Below are 15,923 nucleotides of genomic sequence, written 5' to 3'. Positions count from 1 at the left end.
CTGACCGGCGATCGCCTTCCGGGGATCGTGGGAAACAATTTCTCGTCCTACGTCCGCGACTTCGACTTCAGCGTGCGTCTACCAGCGTTCAACGAGGGCAGCACCGAGTTCTCCGTACCCAGCGACTTCGGCGACCTGCACGGCAAGTTGTTCCAGCACTTCCTAGAGTCCGAGGCGTACAGGGAACGCTTTGAGGTGAATCCCGTTATCTGTATCAGCGTGTCGACGAGCAGGACCTACCGTCGGACCGGGAATCATCATCCGACCCTCGGCGTCGAGTACGAGCAGGACGACTACTCGTTGACCGACGAGTACTTCCACAAGATGGGTCTCCGGGTCAGGTACTTTATGCCGCCCGGTGGTGTCGCCCCGCTCGCGTTCTACTTCCGCGGCGACCTGCTCAGCGATTACACCGATCTGCAGCTCGTAGGCACGATCAGCGTGATGGAGACCTTCCAGAAGATCTATCGGCCGGAGATTTACAACGCGAACTCCACGGCGGCAGAGGTCTACCAACCGAGCCTGGACCAGCAGGACTACTCCCCTACGTCCATCGTCTACGACCGCGTCGAGCGCGGTCAGCTCGCTAAAAAGCAGGCCAGGTATACAGAAGAATTCTTCGTGGAGCCCCACGGAGAACTTCTCGAGAAGTGGGCCGCCACCCAGTACCCCGTTTCTGTCGGATGACCATTGGAGAAAAGACCACAATGCGCGAGATCTTGCCCACCTCCATCGTCGGCAGCCTGCCCAAGCCCTCGTGGCTCGCGCAGCCTGAAACCCTGTGGGCGCCCTGGAAGTTGGAGGGCGAGGAGTTGATCGAAGGTAAGCAGGATGCGCTGAGCATCGCGGTCAAGGAGCAGAGCGACCGCGGCATCGACATCGTCAGCGACGGAGAGCAGACCCGTCAGCACTTCGTGACGACATTCATCGAGCATCTTGACGGGGTCGACTTCGACAAGCGCGAGACCGTGCGGATCCGCGACCGTTATGACGCGAGCGTGCCCACCGTGACAGGCGATGTGAGCCGATCCAAGCCCGTCTTTGTCGACGATGCGGAATTCATGCGCCAGCAGACCGATCGACCGATCAAGTGGGCACTTCCCGGCCCCATGACGATGATCGACACGCTGTACGACGGCCACTACAAAAGCAGAGAAAAGCTCGCATGGGAGTTCGCGACGATCCTCAACCAGGAAGCGCGAGATCTGGAGGCTGCGGGGGTAGACATCATTCAGTTCGACGAGCCCGCCTTCAACGTCTACTTCGACGAAATGAAGGACTGGGGCGTGGCGACGCTGGAACGTGCGGCAGAAGGACTGAGCGCGGAGACTGCGGTACACATCTGCTACGGCTACGGGATCAAGGCGAACACCGACTGGAAGGCGACCCTCGGCTCCGACTGGCGTCAGTACGAGGAGTCGTTTCCCCTGCTGCAACAGTCCACCATCGACATAGTCTCCCTAGAATGCCACAACTCTCGTGTTCCGATCGACCTCGTCGAACTCATCCGTGGGAAGAAGGTCATGCTCGGTGCCATTGACGTGGCGAACAAGAAGATCGAGTCCGCGGAAGAAGTCGCCGAGACCGTTCGGAAAGCGCTCCAATTCGTCGACGCGGACAAGCTCCTGCCGAGCACAAACTGCGGCATGGCGCCCTTCCCCCGGAACATCGCGCTCGCAAAGCTGAGCGCACTCAGCGCCGGGACACGCATCGTTCGTGAGGAGCTCTCTGCGGAGCGACCCTGACCTAACGGAACGCGCCCTCGCTCAACACCGCGCCCATCGGACTACGGCTGGTGGGTGCGGTGCTGCCCCGGCGGTCCGTCAACCGTCAAAGGCGGTCTTCATGCACCGCATGGCCGCCAGCGTCTTCGGCACGCCGATGTACGGCATGAGGTGGACGAAGCACTCCGCAACCTCCTCACGATTCATCCCGGCAACGTCCACCGCCGTCTTGATGTGACCTGTCAACTGCGGTTCCGTCCCTCCCATCGCCGCCAATGCCGCCATGTTGAGCATCTGGCGATCACGGAGTTCAAGGCCTTCGCGCTGGTACGTTCCGCCGAAGACCGCTCCCACCACCCAGTCGGACGCGCCGGGTGCGTACTCGTCCAGCTGCTGCTTCCAGGACGCCGCGCTCTCGGGGGTCTGGGTCTCCGTGACGAACTGATTGCCCTTCTCCATGCTCAAGTCCACGTGAATCCTCCTTAGCAGGCCGATAAATATCCTGGTCAGGCTAACAGCGAGAGCCGGTCGCTGGCCGGGCTCGCAGACAGACAGGGGGCGGGACCGGACTACACTTGAGGTGGAGCTGAATTCGGTTCCCCGATGATGGGAGTCCGGATGACCGGCACGGCTCGACCTTTCAATGACAACTCCGTCGAGCGGACGCCCGCCGACGATTCGGAGGGTCACCTCCTGACGCTCGGGGTTCTCGCGAACTCGACGATGGAGAACGAACGACGACTACCTCTCCACCCGCATCACCTGGACCGGATCGAACCGGACGTGCGGGCGAGGATGATCGTCGAACGCGGATACGCCTCCGACTTCCAACTCGAGCCCGGCTATGTGGAGTCACGTGTGGGCCGAGTCGCCGATCGGGCCGAGGTCATCCAGGCCGCTGACGTGCTTCTACTTCCAAAACCCCAGGCATCGGACGTGAACGAGATCCCCGCCGGCCGCACCCTCTGGGGCTGGCCGCACTGTGTTCAGGACGCAGAGCTGACGCAGACCGCAATTGATCGGCAACTCACCCTCATCGCCTTCGAGGCGATGAACCACTGGACCCGCCAGGGTGACTTCAGCCTGCATGTTCTCCACAAGAACAACGAGCTGGCGGGATACTGCTCCGTCTTCCACGCGCTGAGCCTCACCGGGGCCACCGGAAACTACGGGCCCCGGCTCAGCGCAGTCGTGATCGGTTTCGGAGCAACCGCGCGAGGTGCTGTGACCGCGCTGAGCGCGCACGGGATCTACGACATCCAGGTCCTCACGCAACGCGGGGCGACAGCAGTCGGCTCACCGATCCACAAGGCACACATCACGCAACTCCACACCGACGACGGTGCGGCCTACCGCAGCACCGTGCCCACCGAAAGCGGCGACATCCCGTTGCCTGCCTTCCTCGCCTCCCATGACATCGTGGTCAACTGCACTCTCCAGGACGTGGACGCGCCCGTGACCTACCTGCGCACCGCAGACCTGGAGGGCTTCGCCACGGGCAGCCTGATCATCGACGTCTCGTGTGACGCGGGCATGGGTTTCGAGTGGGCCGAGCCCACAGGCTTCGACGACCCGATGTTCACCGTCGGGCACGGAGTGAACTACTACGCGGTCGACCACAGTCCCTCCTACCTATGGAACTCGGCAACGTGGGAGATCAGCGAGGCCCTGTTGCCCTTCCTGCGCACCGTCATGGAGGGACCGACCTCGTGGGGGTCGAGCCCCACCATCTCCCGCGCGATCGAGATTCACGACGGGATCGTCCAGAACCCGGACATCTTGAGCTTCCAGGGGCGTGAGGCCACCTACCCACATGTGCTGATCCGAACACCCACAGCGCCGTAGCGACCTGATCCACGCGGATCGATCTACCCGTGTTACCTAGAAAAGGTTGTGCCCGTGACCAGCGCGCGATTGGATCGGGACGTGAACGTCGAGCGAATAGTCCCGAACCTCACCGTCGCTGACCTTCCGTTGGCGGTTCGCGAGTACACGACAGTGCTCAACCTCGGAGCCGTAATGGATCACGGCTGGATCGTGACGCTCGCAGACGCCGAAGGCAGGCAACTGAGCCTGCTCACCCGCGATGCCACCGCGCCGGTCAACCCCGCCGTATCGGTTTTCGTCGACGATGTAGTGGCCGCGTTCGAGGCAACGACAGAGGCGGGTCTGGAGATCGTTCACCCTCTCACCGACGAGGACTGGGGGGTCACGCGGTTCTTCTACCGTGACTCGGCGGGCAACGTCGTGAACGTCGGGATGCACACGGGTCCGGTCCGATCGGGTGGGACGACGGACTCAGCCGATTGATCAGGTTTGTATAAAGGCGACGCCGTTGCCGTCAGGGTCGTTCAAATCCGCCGCGTTCCACACCCGCCGCCAGTGGTCGGCCAGGGAGTCGATGGTCTCGTGGGCGTTCAACCCGCTCGGCTGGGGCACCACCCACAGCGCCACGTCCTCGGGCCATCCCGCGACCGGCGCCGTGTCCTGTACCCCGTACGTCGTCTTCGGTAACTCGAACGCGGTGCGGAAGGCGGTGATGCCCGCAACGGCGACGACCACCGGGCGCAGCTCCCCGGCCAACGCCCTCACGCGCTGAGCGCCGGCACGTAACTCCTCGCGGGTGAGTTCATCGGCCCGCGCTGTGGCCCGACCCACGAGGTTCGTCATCCCGATCCCGCGCGAGAGCAGCTGGGACTCGTCTGCGGCCGAGAGCCCGGTCGAGGCGTCCACCACGTGGTCGGTCAGCCCCGCCCGGTGCAGCGATGGCCAGAACCGGTTCCCGGGCCTCGCGAACGGTGCGTTGACGGCGGCGGTCCACAATCCGGGATTGACGCCCACGATGAGAAGCTTGAGCCGCCCGCAGTCTGCGGGGAGGACCGGGTCCACGCCATTGGGATCATGGGTCGCGAAACCGGCGAGTTCATCACGTCTCGGGCGACGACCGCCCAGTGGCGACGGGCGTCGAGGGACCCCGGTCACCTGCTTTCGTTGCGACATGCGTCAGTCGCGCCTACGCCTTGAGCACATACCGCAGGGTCTCCACCACCTGGTCGGTGGTCGTACACCAGGCCTGGGCTTCGGCGTCGACCTCCTTGAGGGGATGCACGATGTCGTCGTCGTGCAGGGTGATGTAGGGCTTGCCCAGCGCGGCGCAGTAGCCGGCATCGAACGCTGCGTTCCACTGCTTGTACTTGTCGCCGAAGCGCACCACCACCAGATCGCTCTGCTCGATGAGGGTGCGGGTGCGAATGGCATTCACCTTGGCCGATTGATGATCTCGCCAGAACTGGCTGGGGGTCTCGCCCAGGTGGTCTCCGGCGGCGTCACTCGCGGGGTGGTCGGTCACCGGGGCGGTGAACTCGACATCCAGTCCGGCTGCCTCCGCACCTCGCTGAACCTCGTTACGCCACTCGGTGTGGATCTCGCCGGAAAGATAGACAGAAAAACTCACGACTCGAACCTCCTTCTACAGTGCAGACGATTTCGCCTGTCATTGCAGTGCCCACCCTAACTGCGTTCAGGGGAAAGGTCTGCTCAGCTCTGGAGGTACTCACGCAGATAGGCGCCCGTGGTGCTGCCGTCCGCCCTGGCCACCTGGCCAGGTGTGCCGGTCGCCACTATTCGCCCCCCGGATTCCCCTCCGCCCGGTCCGATATCGATGACCCAGTCGGCATTAGCGATCATGTCCAGGTCGTGTTCGATGACGACCACGGTCGCGCCGTGCTCGAGGAGCCGGTCGAGCACATGGACGAGGGTGCGCACGTCGAGCGGATGCAGTCCCACGCTCGGCTCGTCGAACACGAAGACGGAGCGCCTCTGTGTACGCCCCACCTGACCCGCCAGCTTGAGTCGCTGAGCCTCACCGCCTGAGAGCGCCGGTGTGTCCTCACCGAGCGTCAGATATCCGAGACCGAGATCTATGAGAGTGCGCAGCGTGCGCCGGACCGCGGGAATGTCGCCCACGAGCTCGAGTGCTTCGACGACAGTCGAGCTCAGGAGCGCGGGCAGGGACACCCCGTCACGCAGGATGGTGTCGGCCTCGGGACCGTAGCGCCTGCCTTCACATTCCGGGCAGTCGATGTCCATGTCGGGCAGGAACTGCACATCGAGCTCTACCCGCCCGGTGCCTTTGCACCGCGGACAGCGCAATGCGCCCGTGTTATACGAGAAGTCGCCCGTCTTGAGGCCGCGTGCCTGCGCATCAGGTGTGTGAGCGAAGGCCTCCCGCAGCGGGTCGAGGACTCCGGAGTACGTCGCGACGGTCGAGCGGATGTTCACGCCGATCGGCGTCGCGTCGATCCGATGGACGTGTTCGATGTCGAACGCCTCGATCGCGGAGACGTGCTCGGGAAGATCGCGGTGGTCGATCGCGGCGCGAAGCGCGGGTACGAGCGAGTCGAGCACCATCGTCGTCTTGCCCGACCCCGACACCCCGGTGACCACACACATGCGCCCGCGAGGAAGGCGTACGTCGAGTGCGTGCACAGTGTGCATGGGCGAGGTCACAAGACGGATCTCGCCGCCCTCGAACATGGCGTCCGGATCGGCCTGTTCGCGCACGACGACGCTCTCGCGGCCCTCGAGGAACGGCCCGAGTCGCGAAGCGGGCTCGGCGGTGACCTGCGCGACGGTGCCCTGGGCTATCACCGTGCCACCGTCGTGGCCGGCACCCGGCCCGATCTCGATGATCTCATCGGCTTTGCGCAGCACCTGTACGTCGTGGTCAACGACCAGTACCGAATTTCCGTCGGCCAGAAGGTCATCAATCAGCTGGAGGAGACCGTCGATGTTCGACGGATGCATCCCGATGCTCGGTTCGTCCAGCACATACAGCACACCGGTAGTTCGATTGCGGACTGCGCGAGCGAGTTGTGCCCGTTGCCGCTCCCCTGTCGAGAGTGATGAGCTGGCGCGGTCGAGAGCGAGGTACCCCAGACCCAGGTGTACGAGACGCGCGGCCATCTGCGTGAGCTGGTCGATGAGCCCGCCCGCCATCGGATGCATGTCACGAGGCAGTCGGCTGATGATCGTCGGCGCCCACTTAAGGAGCTCATCGAGCGTCTTGGCTGACGCCTGCGCGAGGTTCAGCCCAACGATCTCGGGTTGACGCGCGGCGAGCGACAGCCTGGTCCCGTGACAGGCTGGGCAGGTGCGCTCGATGAGGAAGCGCGAGACCCTCGCGAGGCGCTTCTCGTCCTCGGCCCGACGCAGCTCCTCGGTCACCGTCAGCCGCGCGTTGCGGAAGGTGAAGTCGATGTCCCTCACGCCTTTTTTCGACTGCAGCGTGATTTCTTTTTTCTCCTCGGGACCGCCGAGGACGATATCCCTCTCCCAGGCGTCCAGGTCGCGCCACGGCACGTCGGTGCGTACGCCGAATTCGCGAGCGATATCCGGCTGCACCTTCCACCCGAACATGTTCCAGGGCTTCACAGCTCCCTCGTCGAGGGTCTTGGACGTGTCCGGCACGAGCGCCTCGTCGTCGACTTCGCGCACGATCCCGGTCCCCTCGCACGTCGGACACGCGCCCTCGGAGTTGAATGCGAGAGCCTCGGCGCCCGGGGCCTTCACCTCGGCCCGGCACACCGGGCAGTGGAACGGCACCTCGGCGGCCACGTCGAACGTCGGAGGAACGCGGTGACCGTTCGGGCACACGTGCGACGCCAGGCGAGAGAACATCAGGCGCAGCACGTTGAGCAGCTCGGTTGAGGTCCCGAACGTGGAGCGCACTCCCGGCACGCCGGGGCGCTGACGTAGCGCGAGAGCGGCGGGGACGTGGATGACAGCGTCCACGTCAGCACGCGGTGCCTGCGCCATGCGGCGACGCGTGTAGGTCGACAGCGCCTCGATGTAGCGGCGGGAGCCTTCGGCGTAGACGACCCCCATAGCGAGCGATGATTTGCCCGAACCCGAGACGCCCGCGACCGCCACCATGCGGTCGAGTGGGATGTCGACGTCGATGTTCTTGAGGTTGTGCACGCGTGCGCCGCGCACCTCGATGTGGCTTGGCCGATTGATCCCCGACATCGTCATGAAGCCACGGTAGTCACCCAGTTGAGCGGCTCGCCCAGAGCTACACGTTGAAGCGGAACTCCACCACGTCGCCGTCGACCATCACGTAGTCCTTGCCTTCCATGCGGACCTTGCCGGCGGCCTTGGCCGCGGCCATCGAGCCGGCAGCGTCGAGGTCGGAGAACGACACGATCTCGGCCTTGATGAAGCCCTTCTCGAAGTCCGTGTGGATCACGCCGGCCGCTTTAGGCGCGGTGTCGCCCTTGCGGATGGTCCAGGCACGCGATTCCTTGGGGCCGGCGGTGAGGTAGGTCTGCAGCCCCAGGGTGTGGAACCCGGCGCGGGCGAGTGAGTTAAGGCCGGGCTCGTGCTGGCCGATCGACTCGAGCAGCTCCATCGCGTCGTCCTCCTCGAGCTCGAGGAGTTCGGACTCGACCTTCGCGTCCAGGAATACCGCGTCGGCGGGGGCCACTGCAGCGCGGAGTTCGTCCTTGCGCTCGTCGCTCGTCAGCACGGCCTCGTCGGCGTTGAACACGTAGAGGAACGGCTTGGCCGTCATGAGGTGCAGATCGCGGAGCAGATCGCGGTCGATCTCGTCCTGTGCCTTGAACAGCGTGCGCCCGTCCTCGAGCACCGCCTGCGCTTTGCGGATCTCCTCGAGCTTGGCGACGAGGGACTTGTCCTTGCGGGAGTCCTTCTCCAGGCGCGGGATCGCCTTCTCGATGGTTTCCAGATCGGCGAGTATGAGTTCGGTGGCGATCACCTCGATGTCCGACATCGGGTCCACCTTGCCGTCGACGTGGATCACGTCCGGGTCGTCGAACACGCGCACCACCTGACAGATGGCGTCGGCCTCCCGGATGTTGGCGAGGAACTTGTTGCCCATCCCCTCGCCGGTGCTGGCACCTTTGACGATGCCGGCTATGTCGACGAACGACACCACTGCGGGCAGGATTCGCTCGGAGCCGAAGATCTCCGCGAGGCGGGTCAGTCGGGGGTCGGGCAGATCCACAACGCCGACGTTGGGCTCGATGGTGGCGAACGGGTAGTTCGCGGCGAGTACGTCATTATTCGTCAGGGCGTTGAACAGCGTCGACTTACCGACGTTGGGTAGACCGACGATTCCAAGGGTGAGGCTCACGGTCGGCCAGTGTACGGTCCCGCTGCCACGCTCGGTCGCGTCCCCACCCACGGGCCGATGCGGAGGCACCCCACCCGAACCTCTGTCATCATTGGTTCCATGAGTGACGAAGCCCGTGCGCGCACGACACCGGAGTCAGACGAACCGCACGTCGACCGGTCCGTCCTCATCGGTCTCGGTGGCCGCTGGCTCACCGACTGGGCACTGCGGTTGGCGATCCTTCTCATCGCCTGCTGGCTGGTCGCCAAGATCGGCGGGGCGCTGTGGGTGGGCATCCTCCCGATCTTGTTGGCGCTCATCGTGTCGACGGTCCTGTGGCCGCCGACAGGTTGGATGACGCGACATGGCGTGCCCAAGGCACTCGCCGCGCTCACCTCGATTCTCGGCTCGCTCGCCGTCATCGCGGGGGTACTCGCGCTCATCGCACCCTCGATCGTTGACCAGACCGTCAAACTCACGGACCAGACCTCCGAGGCGATCACCGCGGTGCAGGACTGGCTTCGCGGACCGCCACTCAACATCCGGGACGAACAACTCGACGGTGTCCTCAGCAAGCTCACCAGCACGCTCCAGGACAGCGGAGACAGGATCGCCAACGGCGTGTTCACAGGAGTCAGTGCGATCGGCTCCATCGTCGTCACGCTCGTCCTGGTTCTGGTCCTCACCTTCTTCTTCATCAAGGACGGACCCAAGTTCCTGCCGTTCGTGCGACGGAACGTGGGTCGCACCGCCGGGCGTCATCTGACCGAGGTGTTCGCACGCAGCTGGAACACCCTCGGCGGGTTCATCCGGACCCAGGCCCTCGTCTCGATGGTCGACGCGATCTTCATCGGGGCGGGCTTGGTTCTGCTCGATGTACCGCTGGCGTGGGCGCTCGCAATCATCACGTTCCTGGCCGGGTTCATCCCGATCGTCGGCGCGGTCAGCGCCGGCGCGCTCGCCGTTCTCATCGCGCTGGTGGCCAACGGGCTCACCACCGCGATCATCGTGCTCGTACTAATTCTTCTGGTGCAGCAACTTGAGAGCAACGTCCTCGCCCCGGTCCTGCAGTCCCGCGCCATGAACCTGCACCCGGTCGTGGTCCTGCTCGGCGTGGCGGCGGGCAGCACACTGTTCGGCATCATCGGCGCATTCCTGGCCGTACCGGTCCTCGCGGTGGTCGCGGTTCTCCTGCGGTACACGAACGAGCAGATCGATTTGCGAACCGGCGACGTCACGGCTTCGGATCTGGCCTCCGCCACCGATGAGGGGCGCCTCACGGCCTGGCTGGGCGAGTTGTCGAGCTCGCGGTTCGCACCGCTGCGCAAGAGCAGCAGCGCGATCATGGCGGGTGTGATCGATGCGCGCCCGGACCTCGCCGCGCCCGGAACCGCTGCGCCGTCCGTCACCGAACGGGAGGTGGCGGAGGTTCTACGGAACGACGACGAGGTCGGCGCCGCCCTCCAGCCCGCCACCACAGAGGTTGCGGACTCCGCCCAGCCGGCCACGCAAGGCACTCCTCCCACCGGTCCGGTGGACCCGCGTGCAGTACAGGGTGCCCGCCCGTCCCCGACTGAGGAGGCCGAGTCCAAGCCCAATCCGCTGCGGCGTTTCGGTCGATTCCTCGCACGCCGACTCGAGGGTTAGAGTTTGTTCCCGTGAGCACACGCAGGAGTGGACGGGTACCCGCAGACGAGAAGTCCGTGCTGCCGTCGATGCGCGGATTGCCCGCGTGGACAGCCGTGCTGCTCGCAGTCGCTGTGTCGCTGACGGGCGTGGCTCTCGATTCGCTGGGCAGTGGCCTGGGAGCCGGATTCACGATCGCGTTCTTCCTCGGCTGTCTGCTATCGGTGCTGGCGGTGTCGAGGCGCGCGGTATTCGTGGCCGCCGTCCAGCCGCCCATCATCATGGCACTGCTGGTGCCGTTGGTCCACGTGATCGCGGGCATGAACGCGGGGGCCGAATTGTTCTCCCGTTCGCAGGTCATCTCGATCGCGTTGCCGCTGGCCACGCGCTTTCCGCTGATGATTACCACGACCATCACGGTGGTCGCGGTGGCGCTCATTCGGGCACTCGTGTTGGAGCCGCGCGTGTCGCGGACGGCCCAGCGTCCCCGCGTACAGCGAAGCGCCCCGGCTCACGCCCGTCGTTGAGGCGGGCTGCCGGGGCGCTTGTGGACTTCTCGTCCTCGCTGACTACTTCGGGGTGATCCGCAGCTCGCGGGGCAGCGAGAACGTAATGGTCTCCTCCGCGGTACGCACGGTGTCGACATGACCGTAGCCGTGCTCTGCCAACAGGTCCACGACACCGCGCACCAGGATCTCGGGCACCGAGGCACCCGAGGTCACGCCGATCGTGGTGACGCCTTCGAACCACGCGGGGTCCACGTCCTTGGCGTAGTCCACCAGGTGCGAAGCGGAGGCACCGGCCTTCAACGCCACCTCGACCAGGCGGACGGAGTTGGACGAGTTCCTCGAACCCACCACTATGACCAGGTCGCACTGCGGCGCCATGGCCTTGACCGCGCTCTGACGGTTCTGCGTGGCGTAACAGATGTCGTCCGACGGCGGATCGATAAGCGTGGGGTACTTCTCCTTGAGACGGCGGACCGTCTCCATGGTCTCGTCCACGCTCAGTGTGGTCTGAGAGAGCCAGATCAGCTTCTCGGTGTCCACGGGTACGTCAAGATCGTCGACGGAGTCGGGGCCGTCCACCAGGGTCACCACTTCGGGGGCCTCACCCGCTGTGCCCTCGACCTCCTCGTGGCCCTCATGGCCTACCAGCAGAATCTGGTAGCCCTCACGGGCAAACCTCTTGACCTCGGTGTGCACCTTGGTCACCAGCGGACAGGTGGCGTCGAACGTCGTGAGGTCCAGGTCTTTGGCGCTCTGCCGGACGGCGGGCGAGACGCCGTGCGCGGAGAACACAAGATTGGCCCCGCGCGGGACCTCGTCGGTCTCGTCCACAAAGATCACGCCACGGTCGGTGAACTGCTCCACCACATGCTTGTTGTGGACGATCTCCTTGCGCATGTACAGCGGCGCACCGTGCTTTTCCAGTGCCTTCTCGACGGTCTCGACGGCCCGGTCGACGCCGGCACAGTAGCCACGCGGTTCGGCGAGTAGTACGCGCTTGGTTGCCGGTTCGGCGCTCATGTCGGTCTGCTCGGTCATACTCCCAGGGTACGGTCCATACTGGATTTCGACCATTACGCCTCGTTCAGGCCCCCCGGCAGAGAGGTCCCCCATGCTCCGACCCTTCCTTCTCACCCGAGCATCCATCGGGCTCGCCGCCACCGCGGTCGAGAACGTGGCCTCGATGCCAGGCCGCGTGGCCGAGGCCGTCTCGTCGTTGCCCGGCGTCCCGGTTCGTCTCGCCGGCGGATTCGTGCAGTCCTACCTGCACGCTGGCCAGGCCCTCACCGATTTCGCCGTCCGCGGAGACGCGGTCATCGCGTCCGTGTTCCCGGCGAGGGCGGATCAGCCGGAATGGGCGACGTTCGACGAGGACGAGACGGACTCCGACGAGGTCCTGGATGTCTCCTACCGGGTGTACGGCACGGCCTCGGGTCGCGGCCGCACCTCGGGGGCGGAGCAGGCAGACGTCCCGACCGGGCGCATCACCCGCCGCGACTCGTGAGCTCCGGTTCACGCGCGACCCCCAGCAGCCCGGAGGAACCGTGGCCGGTCAGGGTGGTCTCGGATCAGATCGCGGCCTGGATCCACCGCCTCGGGGCGGTCTGGGTGGAGGGCCAGATCACGCAGCTCAGTCTGCGCCCGGGGACGCGCACCGCGTTCCTCACCCTCCGCGACCCGTCTGTCGACAACTCGCTGACCCTCACCTGCCCGCCCCGGCTCATCTCGGAGGCGCCGGTGCCGGTCACCGAGGGCAGCCGTGTGGTGATTCGCGGCACGCCCCGCTTCTACACCGGACGTGGGTCGTTCTCGCTGCAGGTCTCGGAGATCCGTCCGGTGGGCGTGGGCGAACTCCTGGCCCGTATCGAGCGCCTCAAGCAGGCGTTATCCGCTGAAGGTCTGTTCGATCCACGACTGAAGCGTCCGCTGCCCTTCTTGCCCGACTGCGTCGGACTCATCACGGGGCGTGCCAGTGCCGCAGAACGCGACGTGGTCGAGGTGGCCCGAGGGCGATGGCCGGATGTGCGGTTCGCTGTGCGCAACACCCCGGTCCAGGGTCCGTCCGCCGTGCCGCAGATACTCGATGCGCTGTCCGAATTAGACGCCGACCCCCTCGTCGACGTCATCATCCTCGCCCGCGGCGGAGGGTCCGTCGAGGACCTCCTCCCCTTTTCCGACGAGGCCTTGATCCGCGCCATCTCACGCTGCCGCACTCCGGTGGTCAGCGCGATCGGGCACGAGCCCGACTCCCCGTTGTCCGACCTCGTCGCGGACCTTCGCGCCGCTACACCGACAGACGCGGCCAAGCGTGTCGTACCGGACGTGGCGGAGGAACGTCGTCGCATCGTCGAGGCGCGATCGCGTACCGCCCGGGCCCTGCGTGCCTGGGTCGATCGCGAGCGCAATCAGCTCGCGGCCGTGCAGTCGCGACCGGCCATGTCGAACCCCCACGGGATCGTCGATTCTCGTGCCGAGATCGTGGCCGAAGCCCTGCGCGCGGCCCGTCGCGACATCACCCGCATCGTCGAGTCCGAGTCCACGTCTCTTGGTCACCTGTCGGCGCGGTTGACCACGCTCGGCCCTGCGGCCACCCTCGCCCGTGGGTACGCGGTCGTCCAGTCGGTGGCGGGCCCCAACGACGGCCGGGTGGTCTCCACGATCGCGGACGCCCCGCCCGGTTCGCAGCTGCGTATCCGGGTCTCCGACGGCGCGCTGTCCGCAGCGGTGCTCGGATCGACTCCTGCCGCCGGCCGCAAGAACTCTCCACCCGAGACCACCGAATCCGTAACCCCTGAGGAGCAGTCCTGATGTCCGACGAGCAGATCCCCGTCTCAGAGCTGGGCTATGAGAAGGCCCGTGACGAGTTGATCGAGGTGGTTCGTATTCTCGAGGCCGGCGGGCAGGACCTGGACTCCTCGCTGGCGTTGTGGGAGCGGGGAGAGGAGCTTGCCGCGCGGTGTACTGAGCATCTCGACGGAGCCCGGGCGCGCATCGACGCGGTGCTGGGCGACGACGGCGAGGGTGACGACAGCCGTCAGTGATTCGCCCGCCGCCGCCCGGGAGATCACTTCGTAGGCAGCGGCTCCGTGTCCTGCACGGCGCTGGCGAGGGCTTCGAAATCCGACGTCGGTGCCGAGCCGGTGATGGCCACCCGCACCCCGTCCATGTCGAGGACCCACACGGGTCGAACATCGTCACCCTTGAGGACCGCCCACTCACGGCCGGACACCGGGACCATCGTGCGGTCGGGACGCGGCCCGGAGTTCAGCGACCGGAACGCGTCCTCGGGGGCGTCAGACTGCACAAGTTCCACATAGCTACGCTCGGCCGTCACCCAGCCGACGTGGCTGGAGGAGGTGCCAGCAAAGCCCTGGACGCGGCCCGAGTTAGAGGTCCAGTCCTCGGGTACCTCCGGAGATCGGATGGGAAACGGCAGGCTGCGTGCGTCCTGTTCGAGCGACGCCCGGGCGTCGAAGTCCGGGATAGGGCCCTGCTCGGGCCCGGCGGGGCTGAAGGTGCACTGCCCGGCGACGCCGGCGAATATTCCGCAGATCACCATGAGCACCACCACGGACCAGAACATGTCGCGGTTGCCCTGCAGGATTCTCGGTTTCGCCTCGGCCATGACTGTGAGTATCCCAGCCCGCCGGGACGCGCACGACGCTCGGTCTACCGCTGTCCCCCCGACGTGGAAGAATGAGTGTCGACCACCACAGCCGAACCGCGCCCGCACCGTCGGTCGCGGAGCTAATCCGAGGAGCCCGACGCCACATGTCTGACACCAAGCGCCCTGATCGAAATCTCGCCATGGAGCTGGTCCGCGTGACCGAGGCCGCGGCTCTAGCGGCCGGCCGCTGGGTGGGTCGGGGCGACAAGAACGGCGGAGACGGCGCTGCGGTCGATGCCATGCGTCAGCTCATCTCGACCGTCGCGATGGACGGCGTCGTGGTGATCGGCGAGGGTGAGAAGGACGAGGCGCCCATGCTCTACAACGGCGAGAAGGTCGGTACCGGCTCCGGACCCGCTGTGGACGTGGCCGTGGACCCGATCGACGGGACCCGCCTGATGGCGGAGGGCCGCCCCAACTCCATCGCCGTGATCGCGGTGGCGGAACGAGGCGCGATGTTCGACCCGTCGGCGGTGTTCTACATGCGCAAGATCGCCGTGGGCCCGGATGCTGTCGGCAAGATCGACCTCTCCAAGTCCACCGAGTGGAACATCCGTTCCGTGGCCGAGGCCAAGAACATCAACGTGGGCGACCTGACCGTGTGCGTTCTCGACCGGCCCCGACACGACGAGCTGATCGCCGAGATCCGCGCCGCGGGGGCAAAGGTCCGTCTGATCATGGATGGCGACGTCGCGGGCGCGGTCGCCACCGCCACCGACGGCAGCTCGGTTGACATGCTGATGGGCATCGGCGGCACTCCGGAGGGCATCATCGTGGCCTGCGCTATGAAGTGCATGGGCGGCGAGATCCAGGGACAGCTGTGGCCGCAGGACGACGCCGAGCGGCAGAAGGCCATCGACGCCGGACTGGACGTGGACGCGATCCTCTCCAACGACGACCTGGTGAAGGGCGACAACTGCTTCTTCGCCGCCACCGGCATCACCAACGGCGACATGGTCCGCGGCGTCAGCTACCGCGCGAACGGCGCCATCACCCGCTCGCTGATCATGCGCTCCAAGTCGGGCACCGTTCGCCACGTCGAGGGCCGCCACAAGATGGAGAAGCTCCGTGAGTTCTCTGCGGTGAACTACGGCCAGGACGACTCGGCCGACTAACCCAGCACGCCCCACGCAGGCCACCACGGGCATCCGCACCCGCACTCGTATACATCCGCTCCCGCGCCTGTACATCGAGACGGAATCCGCCGCCGTTGATGAACCCCCGCACCCGCGCCGGCGGTCGCGGGAGTTCATGGCGCGGGGCTT

The 15,923-nt window shown here is 65.9% G+C and carries 17 protein-coding genes; 10 read left to right on the top strand and 7 right to left on the bottom strand.

What is annotated here, in order from left to right:
• Both ON04_RS09405 and ON04_RS09400 read left to right on the top strand, forming a co-directional pair.
• Positions 1-687 (top strand): putative oxygenase MesX (locus ON04_RS09405; RefSeq protein WP_029458123.1); only part of this gene is annotated, 687 nt, incomplete at its 5' end.
• Positions 688-707: 20 nt separating this feature from the next.
• Positions 708-1,745 (top strand): methionine synthase, encoded by a 1,038-nt coding sequence (locus ON04_RS09400; protein ID WP_010541359.1) that lies wholly within the window; start codon positions 708-710, stop codon positions 1,743-1,745.
• A 78-nt stretch (positions 1,746-1,823) separates the two neighbouring features.
• On the opposite strand, the gene ON04_RS09395 is transcribed toward ON04_RS09400, so the two are convergent.
• Positions 1,824-2,195, bottom strand: a complete 372-nt coding sequence (locus tag ON04_RS09395; RefSeq protein WP_010541358.1) for a carboxymuconolactone decarboxylase family protein — start codon at positions 2,193-2,195, stop codon at positions 1,824-1,826.
• Positions 2,196-2,447: 252 nt separating this feature from the next.
• Between ON04_RS09395 and ON04_RS09390 the strand changes: the two genes are divergently transcribed.
• A complete protein-coding gene (locus tag ON04_RS09390) occupies positions 2,448-3,569 on the top strand; it encodes a Rossmann-fold NAD(P)-binding domain-containing protein (RefSeq protein WP_238529289.1) in 1,122 nt (373 codons plus the stop codon).
• An 81-nt stretch (positions 3,570-3,650) separates the two neighbouring features.
• The gene (locus ON04_RS09385; protein ID WP_050815315.1) at positions 3,651-4,034 is read left to right on the top strand and encodes a VOC family protein; all 384 of its coding nucleotides are present in this window, start codon (positions 3,651-3,653) and stop codon (positions 4,032-4,034) included.
• Here ON04_RS09385 and ON04_RS09380 read toward each other — a convergent pair whose 3' ends face one another.
• The 4 genes from ON04_RS09380 to ychF form a co-directional block, all read right to left on the bottom strand.
• Positions 4,035-4,724: a mismatch-specific DNA-glycosylase gene (locus tag ON04_RS09380; protein WP_010541355.1), complete on the bottom strand. Its 690-nt coding sequence runs from the start codon at positions 4,722-4,724 to the stop codon at positions 4,035-4,037.
• A 13-nt stretch (positions 4,725-4,737) separates the two neighbouring features.
• Entirely contained in the window at positions 4,738-5,178 is a 441-nt protein-coding gene (locus ON04_RS09375; RefSeq protein WP_010541354.1) for a YtoQ family protein, read from the bottom strand.
• A gap of 83 nt (positions 5,179-5,261) precedes the next feature.
• A complete protein-coding gene (locus ON04_RS09370; protein ID WP_010541353.1) occupies positions 5,262-7,757 on the bottom strand; it encodes an excinuclease ABC subunit UvrA in 2,496 nt (831 codons plus the stop codon).
• 40 nt (positions 7,758-7,797) lie between these two features.
• On the bottom strand, positions 7,798-8,877 hold the full coding sequence (gene ychF, locus ON04_RS09365) for a redox-regulated ATPase YchF (RefSeq protein WP_010541352.1): 1,080 nt from the start codon (positions 8,875-8,877) through the stop codon (positions 7,798-7,800).
• 99 nt (positions 8,878-8,976) lie between these two features.
• On the opposite strand from ychF, the gene ON04_RS09360 reads away from it, so the two are divergent.
• Together ON04_RS09360 and ON04_RS09355 are read left to right on the top strand one after the other, a co-directional pair.
• On the top strand, positions 8,977-10,503 hold the full coding sequence (locus ON04_RS09360; RefSeq protein WP_010541351.1) for an AI-2E family transporter: 1,527 nt from the start codon (positions 8,977-8,979) through the stop codon (positions 10,501-10,503).
• Positions 10,504-10,514: 11 nt separating this feature from the next.
• Positions 10,515-11,009 carry a DUF6542 domain-containing protein gene (locus ON04_RS09355; RefSeq protein WP_141564722.1) on the top strand — a complete coding sequence of 165 codons (495 nt, stop codon included), beginning with the start codon at positions 10,515-10,517 and terminating at the stop codon, positions 11,007-11,009.
• 42 nt (positions 11,010-11,051) lie between these two features.
• Here the strand turns inward: ON04_RS09355 and ON04_RS09350 are convergent, their stop codons facing one another.
• Positions 11,052-12,029, bottom strand: a complete 978-nt coding sequence (locus ON04_RS09350; protein ID WP_010541349.1) for a 4-hydroxy-3-methylbut-2-enyl diphosphate reductase — start codon at positions 12,027-12,029, stop codon at positions 11,052-11,054.
• Between the two features lie 73 nt (positions 12,030-12,102).
• Here ON04_RS09350 and ON04_RS09345 point away from each other — a divergent pair, with 73 nt between their 5' ends.
• From ON04_RS09345 to ON04_RS09335, 3 genes are read left to right on the top strand one after another with little or no spacing between them, the layout of a single operon-like run.
• The gene (locus ON04_RS09345) at positions 12,103-12,495 is read left to right on the top strand and encodes a hypothetical protein (protein WP_010541348.1); all 393 of its coding nucleotides are present in this window, start codon (positions 12,103-12,105) and stop codon (positions 12,493-12,495) included.
• The gene (gene xseA, locus ON04_RS09340; RefSeq protein WP_033444208.1) at positions 12,492-13,799 is read left to right on the top strand and encodes an exodeoxyribonuclease VII large subunit; all 1,308 of its coding nucleotides are present in this window, start codon (positions 12,492-12,494) and stop codon (positions 13,797-13,799) included. Before ON04_RS09345 ends, xseA begins: the two co-directional genes overlap by 4 nt.
• Entirely contained in the window at positions 13,799-14,032 is a 234-nt protein-coding gene (locus ON04_RS09335; protein ID WP_010541346.1) for an exodeoxyribonuclease VII small subunit, read from the top strand. The genes xseA and ON04_RS09335 overlap by 1 nt, the downstream gene beginning before the upstream one ends.
• A 23-nt stretch (positions 14,033-14,055) precedes the next feature.
• On the opposite strand, the gene ON04_RS09330 is transcribed toward ON04_RS09335, so the two are convergent.
• On the bottom strand, positions 14,056-14,616 hold the full coding sequence (locus tag ON04_RS09330) for a DUF4245 domain-containing protein (RefSeq protein ID WP_010541345.1): 561 nt from the start codon (positions 14,614-14,616) through the stop codon (positions 14,056-14,058).
• Positions 14,617-14,762: 146 nt separating this feature from the next.
• Here ON04_RS09330 and glpX point away from each other — a divergent pair, with 146 nt between their 5' ends.
• The gene (gene glpX, locus ON04_RS09325; protein ID WP_010541344.1) at positions 14,763-15,773 is read left to right on the top strand and encodes a class II fructose-bisphosphatase; all 1,011 of its coding nucleotides are present in this window, start codon (positions 14,763-14,765) and stop codon (positions 15,771-15,773) included.
• The last annotated feature ends 150 nt before the right edge of the window (positions 15,774-15,923 follow it).

The organism is Dietzia alimentaria 72 (genome assembly GCF_000226215.1).
Classification (GTDB): Bacteria; Actinomycetota; Actinomycetes; order Mycobacteriales; family Mycobacteriaceae; genus Dietzia; species Dietzia alimentaria.
This window is presented reverse-complemented; position numbering and strand designations above follow the sequence as displayed.